This is a genomic window from Rhizobium sp. L43 (genome assembly GCF_002531725.1).
Taxonomy (GTDB): domain Bacteria; phylum Pseudomonadota; class Alphaproteobacteria; order Rhizobiales; family Rhizobiaceae; genus Rhizobium.
The window spans coordinates 243,733-256,680 of sequence record NZ_NWSQ01000006.1; the positions used below are offsets into that span (position 1 = coordinate 243,733).

The 12,948-nt window shown below is 63.3% G+C and carries 14 protein-coding genes; 6 read left to right on the top strand and 8 right to left on the bottom strand.

The features are described 5' to 3' along the window. Nucleotides 1-97: 97 nt before the first annotated feature. Nucleotides 98-1,960: a DUF882 domain-containing protein gene (locus CO667_RS10400; RefSeq protein ID WP_097618298.1), complete on the top strand. Its 1,863-nt coding sequence runs from the start codon at nucleotides 98-100 to the stop codon at nucleotides 1,958-1,960. 138 nt (nucleotides 1,961-2,098) lie between these two features. On the opposite strand, the gene CO667_RS10405 is transcribed toward CO667_RS10400, so the two are convergent. The 3 genes from CO667_RS10405 to CO667_RS10415 all read right to left on the bottom strand — a co-directional run bounded on the left by CO667_RS10405 (nucleotide 2,099) and on the right by CO667_RS10415 (nucleotide 3,566). Beyond that, a complete protein-coding gene (locus CO667_RS10405; RefSeq protein WP_003585771.1) occupies nucleotides 2,099-2,362 on the bottom strand; it encodes a DUF2312 domain-containing protein in 264 nt (87 codons plus the stop codon). A gap of 91 nt (nucleotides 2,363-2,453) precedes the next feature. Then, a complete protein-coding gene (locus tag CO667_RS10410) occupies nucleotides 2,454-2,759 on the bottom strand; it encodes a DUF1244 domain-containing protein (protein ID WP_097618299.1) in 306 nt (101 codons plus the stop codon). A gap of 18 nt (nucleotides 2,760-2,777) precedes the next feature. Then, entirely contained in the window at nucleotides 2,778-3,566 is a 789-nt protein-coding gene (locus CO667_RS10415) for an N-formylglutamate amidohydrolase (RefSeq protein ID WP_097618300.1), read from the bottom strand. A 201-nt stretch (nucleotides 3,567-3,767) separates the two neighbouring features. Here CO667_RS10415 and CO667_RS10420 point away from each other — a divergent pair, with 201 nt between their 5' ends. The 3 genes from CO667_RS10420 to CO667_RS10430 all read left to right on the top strand — a co-directional run bounded on the left by CO667_RS10420 (nucleotide 3,768) and on the right by CO667_RS10430 (nucleotide 6,532). Further along, nucleotides 3,768-4,253 (top strand): DUF1036 domain-containing protein, encoded by a 486-nt coding sequence (locus CO667_RS10420; protein WP_097618301.1) that lies wholly within the window; start codon nucleotides 3,768-3,770, stop codon nucleotides 4,251-4,253. Beyond that, nucleotides 4,253-5,692 carry a pyruvate kinase gene (pyk, locus tag CO667_RS10425; protein ID WP_097618302.1) on the top strand — a complete coding sequence of 480 codons (1,440 nt, stop codon included), beginning with the start codon at nucleotides 4,253-4,255 and terminating at the stop codon, nucleotides 5,690-5,692. The genes CO667_RS10420 and pyk overlap by 1 nt, the downstream gene beginning before the upstream one ends. 204 nt (nucleotides 5,693-5,896) lie before the next feature. Continuing rightward, on the top strand, nucleotides 5,897-6,532 hold the full coding sequence (locus tag CO667_RS10430; RefSeq protein WP_097618303.1) for a LysE family translocator: 636 nt from the start codon (nucleotides 5,897-5,899) through the stop codon (nucleotides 6,530-6,532). A gap of 2 nt (nucleotides 6,533-6,534) precedes the next feature. On the opposite strand, the gene CO667_RS10435 is transcribed toward CO667_RS10430, so the two are convergent. From CO667_RS10435 to CO667_RS10445, 3 genes are read right to left on the bottom strand one after another with little or no spacing between them, the layout of a single operon-like run. Next, nucleotides 6,535-7,092: a DUF4865 family protein gene (locus CO667_RS10435; protein ID WP_097618304.1), complete on the bottom strand. Its 558-nt coding sequence runs from the start codon at nucleotides 7,090-7,092 to the stop codon at nucleotides 6,535-6,537. Beyond that, nucleotides 7,089-7,493, bottom strand: a complete 405-nt coding sequence (locus CO667_RS10440; RefSeq protein WP_097618305.1) for a cupin domain-containing protein — start codon at nucleotides 7,491-7,493, stop codon at nucleotides 7,089-7,091. The genes CO667_RS10435 and CO667_RS10440 overlap by 4 nt, the downstream gene beginning before the upstream one ends. Continuing rightward, a complete protein-coding gene (locus tag CO667_RS10445) occupies nucleotides 7,490-7,909 on the bottom strand; it encodes a tautomerase family protein (RefSeq protein WP_097618342.1) in 420 nt (139 codons plus the stop codon). Before CO667_RS10445 ends, CO667_RS10440 begins: the two co-directional genes overlap by 4 nt. Nucleotides 7,910-8,026: 117 nt before the next feature. Between CO667_RS10445 and CO667_RS10450 the strand changes: the two genes are divergently transcribed. Both CO667_RS10450 and CO667_RS10455 read left to right on the top strand, forming a co-directional pair. Next, complete coding sequence (locus tag CO667_RS10450; protein ID WP_097618343.1) at nucleotides 8,027-8,923, top strand: LysR substrate-binding domain-containing protein; 897 nt, start codon at nucleotides 8,027-8,029, stop codon at nucleotides 8,921-8,923. 228 nt (nucleotides 8,924-9,151) lie between these two features. Next, entirely contained in the window at nucleotides 9,152-9,958 is an 807-nt protein-coding gene (locus CO667_RS10455) for a phytanoyl-CoA dioxygenase family protein (protein ID WP_097618306.1), read from the top strand. A gap of 105 nt (nucleotides 9,959-10,063) precedes the next feature. Here the strand turns inward: CO667_RS10455 and CO667_RS10460 are convergent, their stop codons facing one another. Together CO667_RS10460 and ggt are read right to left on the bottom strand one after the other, a co-directional pair. Next, a complete protein-coding gene (locus CO667_RS10460) occupies nucleotides 10,064-11,038 on the bottom strand; it encodes a threonine/serine dehydratase (protein ID WP_097618307.1) in 975 nt (324 codons plus the stop codon). A gap of 122 nt (nucleotides 11,039-11,160) precedes the next feature. Beyond that, on the bottom strand, nucleotides 11,161-12,897 hold the full coding sequence (gene ggt / locus CO667_RS10465; RefSeq protein WP_097618308.1) for a gamma-glutamyltransferase: 1,737 nt from the start codon (nucleotides 12,895-12,897) through the stop codon (nucleotides 11,161-11,163). Nucleotides 12,898-12,948: the final 51 nt, after the last annotated feature.

The following is a 12,948-nucleotide window of genomic DNA, read 5'->3' on the forward strand; positions in this document are numbered from 1 at the left end:
AAAAGGTTGATCATGTGTGGCATTTTTGCCATCGTGTGACCGCATTTGACAGTCATCTGAGACAGTACGGGACATTGTCTGTCTGACGGGGATCGAGTTGCCGAATCTGAATGGGAATTCCAAGCCTTCGCGCTTGAGCTGGCGTGCTTTGTGCGCCGACATCTGCGGAAAGGCAGTAAGGACGGCAGCGGCCGCCCTTCTGGCGCTCGCGGTTTCCTCACCAGTATTCGTCAGTACACCTTCTGAGGCAGCGGGCGACACCCGCAGCCTCAAGCTCTATTTCATCCATACCGGCGAAAAAGCCGTCATCACCTACAAGCGCAACGGCAAGTTCGACCCCAAGGGTCTGGAGCAGCTGAACCGCTTCCTCCGCGACTGGCGCAAGAACCAGCCGACGAAGATGGATCCGCGCCTGTTCGACCTGATCTGGGAAGTCTATCGCCAGAGCGGTTCGAGGGATTATATCAATGTCGTCTGCGGTTTCCGTTCGCCGGGAACCAACGAGATGCTGCGCGGCCGCTCGCGTAACTCCGGCGTTGCCGAAAAGAGCCAGCACATGCTCGGCAAGGCGATGGACTTCTTCATTCCCGACGTCAAGCTGGCGACCCTGCGCGGTATCGGCATGAAGATGCAGGTCGGCGGCGTCGGCTTCTATCCGAAGTCGGGTTCGCCTTTCGTGCACATGGATGTTGGCGGCGTTCGCGCCTGGCCGCGCATGAGCCGCGACGAGCTGGTCCGGCTTTTCCCGAACGGCAACACCATCCATATTCCGGCCGACGGCAAACCGCTGCCGGGTTATCAGCAGGCGATGGCCGACTACAAGCGCCGCGTCAGCGGCACGCAGATCGAGATCGCCAGCGCCTCCGAATCGGCGCCGAAGCATAAGACGCTGTTCGAAGCACTCTTCGGCGGCGGAGCGGACGAGCAGGAAGACGAGAACGACGATTCGGCGCCTGTCGCCGTCGCCAAGGCGACGCCGCCGAAGGCCGAACCCGCGCCTGCCGAGCCGCAGCAGACCGAAGTTGCCGATCTGAACGCGCCGGTGCCGCAGGTTCGCCCGGCCTTCGGCAACCAGCCGGCCGGCAGCGAAGTGGCAAGCGCGCTGGTGGCGCCGTCTTCGGGTAATGCCGCGCAGCAGGCTCTTGCCGCAGCGCTTCCGGCCGATCAGGCCCAGCCGCAGCAGTTTGCCGATCTCAGCGCCTACAGCATCCCGGTTCCCTCGCTCCTTGGCCAGCGCCGCGCACCCGGCGACGCCGAACTTGCTTCGGCCGATCCCAACATGCTGACGGGCGCGAACGGACTGCCGGTTCCGACGCCGATCGAACGGCCCGCCGTTGCCGAGAACCTTCTTGCTGCGGCCGATGCCGATCCGGAAGCAGAGGCTGACGAAGCCGATCAGGACGCGCTGTCTCCCGCGGTTGCCGATGCGCTCGATCAGCAGAATAAGGGCCAGCAGAACAAGGGTGTAGAAAACCAGGTCGCCTCGCACGCGCCTGAGATGACGGTAGAGCAGGCGATCAACGCCGCGATGCCGCAAAAGGCGCCTGCCGCAAAGCCGCCGCTCGAGCTCGCGGCTCTGGCGCCGATGACCAAATCGGCAAGCTTTGGCGACGGCTTCGATGAGCCGGCTGCCGGAAGCGCCGTGGCCCAGGGCCTTCCTGCCAAGGGTGGCCGCCCGACGCAGAAGGAAGCCGCCGCAGCCGATGCCAGCCGCACGAGCGTTCGTACCGAGCCGAAGCTGACGGAAAAGATGATCTCGCAGTGGGCCCTGACCAATGCTCGCCTCGAAATGGCCTCCAAGCAGGTCAAGGCGCCGCGTTTCGTCAGCCAGACGATGCGCGCCCAGCCGACCGCGGTCTATGCCGAGGGCTTCAACATCAAGACCGCTTCGGTCGATCCCGCCCGCTTCAGCGGCACGGCAGTGAACTTCATGGAAGTGCGCAAGTTCAACACGAACTGAGCCAGTCAATCATGGAATATCAAAAACCGCCGGAGCGATCCGGCGGTTTTTCTTTTTAGCTGTTGCGCAACCCATGGCGCGCAAAAGAAAAGCCGCCGGAAGGCCCGACGGCTTGTCGACATCGGCAATGTCGGCCGATCAGCCTTCCGGCGGCGACTCGATCATGCCGAGCGCGTGCAGGTAGGTGTCGAGGATGGCTTCCTCTTCCATGCGCTCCTGCTCGTCCTTCTTGCGCAGCGCCACGACCTTCTTCAGGATCTTGGTGTCGAAGCCCATTCCCTTGGCTTCGCCATAGACGTCCTTGATGTCGTCGGCGATGGTCTTCTTTTCTTCTTCCAGTCGTTCAATGCGCTCGATGAAAGCGCGAAGCTGGTCGCGGGCGACGCCATGAGCATCAGACATCGTGTTCTCCTGATTTTTCGATGATCAATTTGGGATGCACGTGACTGCCGCGAAGCGGCGTCACGGTCAAGCCTGTTGTCGGCTGCCCGAGCTATTTGTGTGGGTTGTTCAGGTCAAAAGCAGCCTTTTGCACAGGCGAGGCCTCGTTCTGGTGAAGATTCTTCCAGTCTTCATACGGCATGCCATAGACCATCTCGCGCGATTCGTCCCTGCTGACAGCGACACCTTCGGCCTCGGCGGCCTCACGATACCAATTCGACAGGCAGTTGCGGCAGAAGCCGGCGAGGTTCATCATGTCGATGTTCTGAACGTCGCTGCGTTCCCTGAGATGGGCGAGGAGGCGGCGGAAGGCGGCGGCCTCGAATTCGGTCTGCTGTTCCTTGCTGAGCGCGGTCATCTCGCTCTCCTTTCATATTCAATAGGGGCCGGTGCGCGACAGGTGCACGTCATATGTGTGCAAGGCGGGATCGGCATTCATCGCCGCAAAGATCGGCGCCAGGCGTTCGGCCCATGCCGATATGCCGGTCTCGTCGGCGATCAGGTCCTGGCGCACCTCGAGCAGCGCATGCGGAATGCCTGTCATCATGCAGTGGCGGTACATGGTATCGCCCTTCAGCGCGCCGTCATAGGGTTCGTTGTCGCCGACGATGAGATCGGGATCGGCACGCAGCATGTCAAGCAGCGGGCCGACGGCGCGACGGTCGCTATCCCAAAGCACGGCGGCGTGCCAGGGGCGGGGAATACCTTTCCAGGCCGGAGTGAAGGAGTGCAGCGACAGCACCAGCGGCGCCCGGCCGGTGGCGTTCGCCACGCTGTCGATCGTTGCGGCGACGGCATTGTGGTAGGGGCGGTGGAAGGTTTCGATGCGGTTGTCCCATTCCTGCGGCGTGATCGGATGATTGCCCGATATGACGGCGCCATCCGATATTTTCATGATCAGCGTCAGATCGTCTTCGCCGCGGTTCGGGTCGATCAGCAGGCGGGAAAAACCGCCGAGCACCGCGGGCACGCCGAGCTTCGCCGAAAGCTGGCGCGTCAGCTCCTCGATGCCGATGTCGTAGGCAATGTGGCGGGCAAAGGCCGCATCGGGCAGGCCGAGCTGTCCATATCGGGCGGGAAGGCGGTTCATCGCGTGATCTGCGAGGATCACCATGCCTTTGTCATGTTTGCCGGATAGGATTTCGAAGGATTGGAAGTCGTCCATCAGGAATTGCCGTTCCTCATTGTGCAGCCGGGCGCAGTGATCGCATGCGTCTGCGGCAGGTTCAAGCGCCGCAGGCGGTCAGAGGTTGGGCCGGAGCCTCGACGGGTGGTTTGCGAAAGGAAATATAATCGATTAGCATTGCGTTGACTTTCGCTTGACGGCGGCGCAAGAAGGCACGGATACGAATAACCGTGGAGCTATTTGGGAGCCGTGTTGATCCAAGCCGCGCCAAGTTTCCTCACGCGGTCCGGACCGCTGGTCCGTCTCGCTCTGTTCGCTCTTGCAGCCATCATGCCGTTTTTTCTCGCAGATGCCGCACGCGCCGATTTTCGCGTCTGCAACGGAACGCAAAACCTCGTCGGCGTCGCGATCGGCTATCGAGCCAAGGATGGCTGGATGACGGAGGGCTGGTGGCAGGTGCCGGCAACGACCTGCGCCACGTTGATCGAGGGAGAATTGCAGTCGCGCTATTATTATCTCTACGCAGAGGACGCTGCCCGCGGAGGACGATGGACGGGTGACGTGCAGATGTGTGTAGCGGAAAACGAGTTCAAGATCACGGGTGTGCAGGATTGTTATGCCCGCGGTTACCAGAAGATGGGATTCAAGGAATATGATACGGGCCGCCAGGGTAGCTGGATGGTTCAGCTCTCCGACACCCCAGGGACGCAAGAAAGCCAGAATTGATGAAGCGTAATCGCAAAATTAAAATCCTCGCCACCCTCGGGCCCGCCTCCTCCGAGGAATCGATGATCGAGAAGCTGCACCAGGCCGGTGCGGATGTCTTCCGCATCAATATGAGCCATGCGAGCCACGACCTGATGCGTACGCTCATCGAGCGCATCCGCTCGGTCGAAGCGCGCTCCGGCCGGCCGATCGGCATTCTCGCCGACCTGCAGGGACCGAAACTGCGTGTCGGCAAATTCACAGACAGCAAGGTCGACCTGAAACCCGGCCAGACATTCACGCTCGACAACAACGAAGCGCTCGGCGACCAGAACCGCGTCTATCTGCCGCATCCCGAGATCCTGGAATCGGTGCAGCCCGGCCACCGCCTGCTGATCGACGACGGCAAGCTCGCGCTCCGCGCCGAAAAATGCGACGGCAAGAGCATCGTCACCACCGTTATTTCGGGCACGCGCATCTCCGACCGCAAGGGCGTCAGCCTTCCCGACACGCTGCTCGGCGTCGGCGCGCTGACGGACAAGGACCGCGCCGATCTCGACGCCGTGCTCGCCACCGACGATGTCGACTGGGTGGCGCTCTCCTTCGTCCAGCGTCCCGACGACCTTGCCGAAGTGCGCAAGATCGCCCGTGGCCGTGTCGGCCTGATGTCGAAGATCGAGAAGCCGCAGGCGCTCGAGCGTATCGAGGAAATCATCGAGCTTTCCGACGCCTTGATGGTTGCCCGCGGCGATCTCGGCGTCGAAATGCCGCTCGAAGCGGTTCCCGGCATTCAGAAGCAGCTGATCCGCGCCTGCCGCCGTTCGGGCAAGCCGGTGGTCGTCGCTACGCAGATGCTGGAATCGATGATCTCGGCGCCGGTGCCGACGCGCGCTGAAGTCTCCGACGTTGCTACCGCCGTCTTCGAAGGTGCTGACGCCGTCATGCTCTCGGCCGAATCGGCCTCGGGCGACTATCCCGTCGAAGCCGTCTCGACCATGGCGTCGATTGCCAGCGCCATCGAGCGTGAGCCGCATTATCCCGGCATCATCTATGCCCAGCGCGCCCAGCCGGAAGCGACCGGCGCCGATGCGATCTCGCTTGCTGCCCGCCAGATCGCCGAGACGCTGAAGCTGTCGGCGATCGTCTGTTACACCTCGTCGGGCACGACGGGCCTTCGCGCCTCGCGCGAGCGTCCGCAGGTGCCGATCCTGGCGCTGTCGCCGATCATCAAGACGGCGCGCCGGCTTGCCATCGTCTGGGGCCTGCATTGCGTCGTCACCCATGATGCGACCGATCTCGACGACATGGTCAACCGCGCCTGCCGCATCGTCGCCGACGAAGGCTTCGGCAAGCCGGGCGACCGTATCATCATCTCGGCCGGCGTGCCGCTCGGCACGCCCGGCGCCACCAACATGATCCGCATTGCCTATATCGGCTCCGACGGCCAGAGCGGCATCTGATCCGATCGCATCCTTTCGAAAGCCCGCTGCCTCAAAGAGGCGGCGGGCTTTTGCGTTCGCGGGGCGATGTATCGACGTGAGAGCGGGCATTGCCAAGCACCGCGTAGCGTGCAAGTTTCGATTTCAATCAAAAAATTGAGCATGATGTCGCCCGAAAACCGCTGACACTTTTCGGCATCATGCTCTGGTTTTGGGAGGAGCATCATGGATATCGTCACGCTTCTGGCTTTTGCAGCCGTTTCCTTCGTCGGCATCGCGACGCCGGGGCCCACGGTGCTGCTGGCACTGACCAACGGTTCGCGACACGGCCTGCGCCGGGCAATCGCCGGCATGATCGGCGCGGTGCTTTCCGATTTCGTGCTGATCGGCGCGGTCGCCATAGGCCTCGGCGCGCTGCTGGCAGCATCGGAATTCTGGTTCTCGATGCTGAAATGGGCCGGTGCCGCCTATCTCGCTTTTCTCGGCATCATGCTGCTGCGTTCGAAGGGCACGATCGATGCCGCTTTGAAGTCCGGGGCGCCTGCGGGTGCGACATCGCCGTTCTCGATCGGACTGAAGAGCTTCATGGTCGCGGCGACCAACCCGAAGGGCTACCTGTTCTTCTCGGCCTTCCTGCCGCAGTTCATCGACCCGACCCAACCGCAGGCAACGCAGTATGCGCTGCTGGCCCTGGTTTTTCCCGCGCTCGATTTCGTCATCATGTTCGGCTACGCCTTCTTCGGCTCGCAGGCAGTGCGTTTCCTGAAAACTTCAGGCGCCATGTGGCTGGAGCGGGCCTGCGGCGGGGCGCTGCTGGCCCTTGCCGGGTCGCTCGCCTTCTATCGCCGGGCAACCGTCTGAGTTCAGGCTCGAGCCAGGGACAGGTGACCGACGCGATAGGCCGGCGTCCGGGCGTCAATTTCAGGAAGCTCTCGCCATAGCCTGAAGCGAACCCGCGTCCATGTCGTCGGCTCGAAACCGGTGACGGAGGCGAGCGCGTCGCCCGTCGCAATCTCTGCTTCCGTCTGCGCGCTGTCGGCGCGGCGGATATCGGCGAGCGGCGCGTAAGGCTCCGTCGGCAGGATTTCGCGCGTGGCGAACCTGGCTGAGGCGATATCGCCCGAGATTTCTGCTTGCCAGACGATCCAGGTCCTGACCTGCGGCCAGCCGAAGGCGCTGGTGAGCGCCTCGAAGCCCGGGCCGCAGAGAAAGTCGCTTGCCCCCTCCGGCTTCTGCCAGAGATAGAAGGGCGCATAGAGATTGTCGCGGCTGCCGAACTCTCCCTTGCGGGCGCTGAGATAGGCTTTAAAGCCGAGATTGGGAAAGCCGTCGAGCAGCGGACCCTTGTCGCGGATGCGACGGTCGATGATCGACATGCCGTAATCAGCGGGCAGGGTGAAGCTGTATTGCATGGCGATCATGATCGTGTCTCCACCTGATGCAACCATTCGACGATGCTGCCGTTTTCCGTCGCCTGGATGCTGATATAGCTGAAGGGGTTGTCATCGGCTGCGCCATGCCAGTGGCGCTCGCCGGGCGCAAACCAGACGGCGTCGCCGGCACGCAATTCTTCGACCGGGCCGCCCTCGTTCTGCGCCAGTCCATGGCCGGAAAGCACATAGAGCAACTGGCCTCTGGGGTGCGTGTGCCAGCGGGTGATGGTGCCGGGATCAAGTGTGGCGCGCATGGCGGTATTTTCGCCGTCGGCGCCGCCTTCGAGCAACGTCTCGACCCAGAAGGGCGCCGTTGCGACGCCCTCCGGCGAGCGGACCGCCTCGCCAGGGCGCCTGACAGCCATCGCCTTCGGGTTCGAAGCGCTCATTGCTGGCCTCCGGCTGCCCGCAGCCGCCAGTCGGGGTCAGTCATCTGGGCCATGCCGTTGCCGAAGGACCAGTCATCAGCTGCGCTGGTGCTGATGACGATCATCACATCCTCGGGCCGGAGGCCCGGCGATTGTGCCAGGCGTTCGGCGAGCCGGCGATAGAGCGCCGCCTTCATCTCGGCCGTTCGAGGCCTGCCTGTTGTGATCGAGATATAGACGAAATCGTTGGAGCGCGGGCCGGCGAGATAGCTGCGGTCGAAGATCAGCTCATTCTCGTCATGTTGATGGATGGCCTGGAAACGGTCGTTTTCGGGCACATCAAAGGTCTCTACCAGGGCGCGCTGGATGTTGTCGGCGAGTGCGCCGAGATAGTCCGGCGACTTGCCTTTGCGAAGGGAAATTCGAACGAAGGGCATCGGGATCTCCATGGTTCAAGCCGTTTGCCGGCCTTGACAGCAGAACCATTGCACGCCACGATAATGCTGAAAATCAGAATGTTATGGATTAATGATCCTGAAAAATGGGATTATATGATGCGACGGACGATCTTCGATCTCGATGTGCTTCGCACCTTTGCGATCGGCATGGAGCTCGGCAATTTCGCCAAGGCGGCCGAGCGGCTCGGGCGTTCGACCTCGGCGGTCAGCGCACAGCTGAAGAAGCTGGAGGAGCAAGCGGGCACGCCGATCTTCCGCAAGGCCGGGCGCGGGCTGGCGCTGACCGACGCCGGCGAGACGATGCTTGGCTATGCCAGGCGGCTGCTGGAACTCAACGACGAGGCGGCTGCGGCCGTCAACAGCGTCGAGCTGGAGGGCTGGGTAAGGCTCGGCCTGCAGGAGGATTTCGGTGAGACGCTGCTGCCCGAAGTGCTCGGCCGCTTCGCGCGCGCCCATCCGAAGGTCCGGATCGAGGCGCGGGTGGTCCGCAATGCCGAACTGCTCGAACGCGTCACATCGGGCAAGCTCGATCTGGCGCTTGCCTGGAGCGACGGGACGCTGACGGCGCATTGCGAGCGGATCGGCGAGGTGCCGATGCGCTGGATCGGGCCTGCCGAGGGGCAGCCAGGCTGGCAAGCTGCCAGCGGCGAGCCGATGCCGCTCGCCTCGCTGGAAGCGCCGTGCCTGCTGCGCAGTGCGGCGACCCGGGCGCTTGACGAGGCCGGCATTTCCTGGCGACTGGCCTTCGTCAGCCCCAGTCTCGGCGGCCTCTGGGCAGCGACGGCGGCGGGCCTCGGCCTCACCATCCGCACGCCGATCGGCCTGCCGGCGAAGGTGCGGCCGCTGGCGCCGGGGACGGTCGGCTTGCCCGATTTGCCGAAGCTCGGTCTGGTCCTGCACCGGGCGGAAGCCGAACCGCAGCCGGCTGCGGCGCGCCTTGGCGAACTGGTGCTGCAGTCGGTGCATGGTGCGTTGCGCGAGGTGCTGGCCTGACATCTCCGCATTGACCCCTCGAGCGCGAGCCTGTAGCTTCGGGCCGCTATGAAGATGATCACCCTCAATATCGCGACAGTCTTCTTCCTGAGCCTCTAGAGGCTCTGCCTTCGGGCATCAGAAGACGCGGCCGCTGACCAGCCTTGCCGGCTGGCGCGTTGCCGCGAACTGCAACCACCTGCATCCGGCCAAGGAAAGAGCCGGCAGGTTTGGCGATAGAGAGATTTCATGACACCAACTGTTTACCCGCCGGCGCTGAGCGCCGCGCAGATCGAACAATTCATCGAGCATGGCTTCGTCAGGATCAACGATGCTTTTCCCCGGGAGCTGGCCGAGGAGGCGCGCGTCATCATGTGGCGCGATATTCTCTTCGCTGCGGATGATCCCAACACGTGGACGCAGCCGGTCGTGCGGCTTGCCGGCTATGGCGGTGGGCCGTTCGAAAAGGCCGCCAACACGCCGGTCTTGCATTCAGCCTTCGACCAGCTCGTCGGCAAAGGGCGCTGGGAGCCGCGCAATGGGCTCGGCAGCTTTCCAGTGCGCTTTCCTCACCCCGATGATCCGGGCGACGCCGGCTGGCATGTCGATGTAAGCTTCCCCGGCGAGCGTTCCGATCCGAACGAGAAACAGGACTTTTCCGCCTGGCGGGTGAATATCACCTCCCGCGGACGGGCGCTGCTGATGCTGTTCCTGTTCTCGGATGTCGGGCAGGAGGATGCGCCGACCCGCATCCGCATCGGCTCGCACAAGGATATCGCCCGCCTTCTGGCGCCCGCGGGCGAAGCGGGAATGGCGCATCTCTGGCTGGAGCATGTCGGGGAAGACCGGCCGCTGGCCTTAGCGACCGGGCGAGCGGGCGCAGTCTATCTGTGCCATCCGTTCCTCATCCACGCAGCGCAGACGCATCGCGGCAAGGAGCCGCGTTTCATGGCGCAGCCCAGCCTTGCCCCTTCCGAACCGCTTCGGCTCGAACGGCAAGACGGCGCCTATTCGCCGGTCGAGATCGCGATCCGCAGGGCGCTTCAGCAGCGCTAGACTAGCGAGGACAGGATGCATCCGGCCGCGCAGGCCGGGTGCATCACATCTGCAGTTCCTGCAGGGCGGCGGCTCTGTTCCATCTTCAGGCGGGCAGCTTGCTGTTTAGCCGAACCGTTCGAGCGCTATGGCGAAGATATCGGCATCGACATTGCCGCCGGAGGTGACGGCGACCACCGTGTCGCTTTCCAGCGCCTCACCATGGAAAAGGGCTGCGGCGAGTGCCACCGCGCCGCCGGGCTCGACGACGATCTTCAGCCTGACGAAAGCGAGCGCCATGGCGCGCAGCGCCTGCTCGTCGGTGACGACGATGCCGGGGCCGGCGAGACGCTTGAGGATCGGGAAGGTGATGTTGCCGGGCTGCGGCGTGACGATCGCATCGCAGATCGAGCCTGATATCGACAGGTTGCGTTCGATCCTGCCGGAGGCGAGCGAGCGGGTGGTGTCGTCGAAATCTTTGGGCTCGCAAGGGCGGACGCGAAGGCCGGGGGCGCTGGCTTCGAGAGCGAGCGCGATGCCGGAGGTCAATCCGCCGCCGCCGCAGGGAACGAGGACTTCGGCGGATGTCACGCCTTCCTCTTCCGCCTGCTCGGAGATTTCGAGGCCGGTCGTGCCCTGACCGGCGATAACAAGCGGTTCGTCGAAGGGCTTGATCAGCGTCAGGCCGCGCTCGGCCGAAAGCCTCGCACCGATCTCGTCGCGGTCTTCGTTGACACGGTCGTAGAGCACCACTTCGGCGCCGAAGGCGCGGGTGTTGGCGATCTTCAGCTTCGGCGCATCGCTCGGCATGATGATGACGGAGGGGATATTGTGCAGCTTGGCCGCAAGCGCAACGCCCTGGGCATGGTTGCCGGAGGAGAAGGCAATGACGCCTTTCGCGCGCACCGCCGGATCGAGGCCGGAGACGGCCGACCAGCCGCCGCGAAACTTGAACGAGCCGGAATGCTGCAGGCATTCCGCCTTCACGAACAGGCGCCGGCCGGCAATCTCGTTGAGGAAGGGAGAGGAGAGAAGCGGCGTGCGCCTGACATGACCGCGCAGGCGGGCGCGGGCGGCGACAATCATTTCAATGCTGGCCATTGGGAATCGTCCTGCTTGCGGGGTTCGTCCATGCATAGGGCGCGGCAAACCAATTGTGAACGGCGACTTTGTCACCGTGACATGAATGGAGATTGCGATTGCCGTCCGCGATCAGCCAACCGTCAATAACCGTTCGCCGATCCCTCAGCCGCACGGCTGTCCATGGCGCCGTTATATCGGGCGCCGCCGCCCTTTTCGATGGCGGTGAGGCTTTTGCCGCCGACAAGGATGCCGGCGGCCTGGCCCCAGAGCGGCGCGTCGTTGCCGCCATCGAAGCTATAGCCCATGGCGGCAAGCGTCTTTTCCGTATCGGGCGAAATGGCATGGGGTTCGAGATAGATTTTATCGGGCTGCCATTGATGGTGAATACGCGGCGCGTTCACTGCCTGGCTGATATCCATGCCGAAATCGACGACGTTGAGGATCGCCTCCAGCGTAATGGTGATGATGCGCGAGCCGCCGGGGCTGCCGATCACCATGAAGGGTTTGCCGTCCCGGGTGACGATTGTCGGGCTCATCGAGGAGAGCGGTGTCTTCTTCGGCACGATGGCATTCGCCTCTCCCTGCACCAGTCCGTAAAGGTTCGGCACGCCGGGTTTGGAGGTGAAATCGTCCATCTCGTTGTTGAGCAGCACGCCGGTGCCCGGCGCCACGACGGCGGCGCCGAAGGAGCCGTTCAGCGTATAGGTGACGGCAACCGCGTTGCCCTCGTCGTCGATGATCGAATAATGCGTCGTCTCGGTGCTTTCCTTGCCGCCGAGCGGTTTCAGGTTCGCCGACGTGCCGGCCTTGTAAGGGTCGATCTTGGCGGCGATTTCCAAGGCATATTTCTTATCGAGCAGTTTCTCGACCGGGTTCTCGACGAAATCGGGATCACCGAGTGCGGCATTGCGGTCGACATAGGCATAGCGCATCGCCTCGACCATGATGTGCACGGTTTCGGCCGAGTTATAGCCGAGATAGGAGAGCGGATAACCTTCGAGAACATTGAGGATCTCGCAGATGATGATGCCGCCGGAGGAGGGCGGCGGCGAGGAGATGATGTCGTAGCCGCGGTAGTTGCACTCGATCGGCTTCAACTCGCGCACGGCATATTGCTCGAAATCTTGCCTGGCGAGGATGCCGCCTTTGGCCTGGCTCGCCTTGACGATCTCTTCGGCCGGCGCGCCTTTGTAGAAGGCATCGTGACCTTTTTCGGAGATGCTGGCCAAGACCGCGGCGAGGTCAGGCTGCTGGAGTTTTTCGCCCGATGTATAGGGCTTGCCGTCCGGCTTCAGGAAAATCTTCGCCGCCGCCTCGTCCTTGGCGAGACGTTTGGCGCTGCCGGCGAGGCTTGCGGCGTCGCCCTGTTCCAGCGTGAAGCCGTCTTTGGCGAAGCGGAGCGCCGGTGCGATCAGATCCTGGCGCGATTTCGTGCCGTATTTCTCGCGCGCGGTTTCGAAGCCCATGACGGAGCCGGGCACGCCGACGGCGAGATAGCCGTCGAGGCTGGCGCGCGGCACGATATCGCCCTTGGCATCGAGATACATGGTTTTCGTGGCGGCAAGCGGCGCGCGTTCGCGAAAATCGAGAAAGGTCTTGGTGCCGTCCTTCAGGCGGATGGTCATGAAACCGCCGCCGCCGAGATTTCCGGCCGAGGGATAGACGACCGCCAGGGCATAACCGACGGCGACCGCCGCATCGACGGCATTGCCGCCGCTTTTCAACACCTCGACGCCGACATCGGTCGCCAGATGCTGGGCGGTAACGACCATGCCGTGCTCGGCTTCGACTGGCGCGGGCGACGCGGCGAAGGCCGAGGTCAGGCTCAGCGACAGTGCCGATATGACGGAGATCATCCCAATATGCAGACGGCCCATGATTTCCCCTCCTATGGACAATGATGGAAACATATGGGGCCGCTGCAGCCC

What these genes read in the sequence shown, in the direction of transcription:
- CO667_RS10405 (WP_003585771.1), bottom strand. Translation starts at nt 2,362, where the DNA reads ATGTCTGATGCTCATGGCGTCGCCCGCGACCAGCTTCGCGCTTTCATC.
- CO667_RS10410 (WP_097618299.1), bottom strand. Translation starts at nt 2,759, where the DNA reads ATGACCGCGCTCAGCAAGGAACAGCAGACCGAATTCGAGGCCGCCGCC.
- CO667_RS10415 (WP_097618300.1), bottom strand. Translation starts at nt 3,566, where the DNA reads ATGGACGACTTCCAATCCTTCGAAATCCTATCCGGCAAACATGACAAA.
- pyk (WP_097618302.1), top strand. Translation starts at nt 4,253, where the DNA reads ATGAAGCGTAATCGCAAAATTAAAATCCTCGCCACCCTCGGGCCCGCC.
- CO667_RS10430 (WP_097618303.1), top strand. Translation starts at nt 5,897, where the DNA reads ATGGATATCGTCACGCTTCTGGCTTTTGCAGCCGTTTCCTTCGTCGGC.
- CO667_RS10435 (WP_097618304.1), bottom strand. Translation starts at nt 7,092, where the DNA reads ATGATCGCCATGCAATACAGCTTCACCCTGCCCGCTGATTACGGCATG.
- CO667_RS10440 (WP_097618305.1), bottom strand. Translation starts at nt 7,493, where the DNA reads ATGAGCGCTTCGAACCCGAAGGCGATGGCTGTCAGGCGCCCTGGCGAG.
- CO667_RS10445 (WP_097618342.1), bottom strand. Translation starts at nt 7,909, where the DNA reads ATGCCCTTCGTTCGAATTTCCCTTCGCAAAGGCAAGTCGCCGGACTAT.
- CO667_RS10450 (WP_097618343.1), top strand. Translation starts at nt 8,027, where the DNA reads ATGCGACGGACGATCTTCGATCTCGATGTGCTTCGCACCTTTGCGATC.
- CO667_RS10455 (WP_097618306.1), top strand. Translation starts at nt 9,152, where the DNA reads ATGACACCAACTGTTTACCCGCCGGCGCTGAGCGCCGCGCAGATCGAA.
- CO667_RS10460 (WP_097618307.1), bottom strand. Translation starts at nt 11,038, where the DNA reads ATGGCCAGCATTGAAATGATTGTCGCCGCCCGCGCCCGCCTGCGCGGT.
- ggt (WP_097618308.1), bottom strand. Translation starts at nt 12,897, where the DNA reads ATGGGCCGTCTGCATATTGGGATGATCTCCGTCATATCGGCACTGTCG.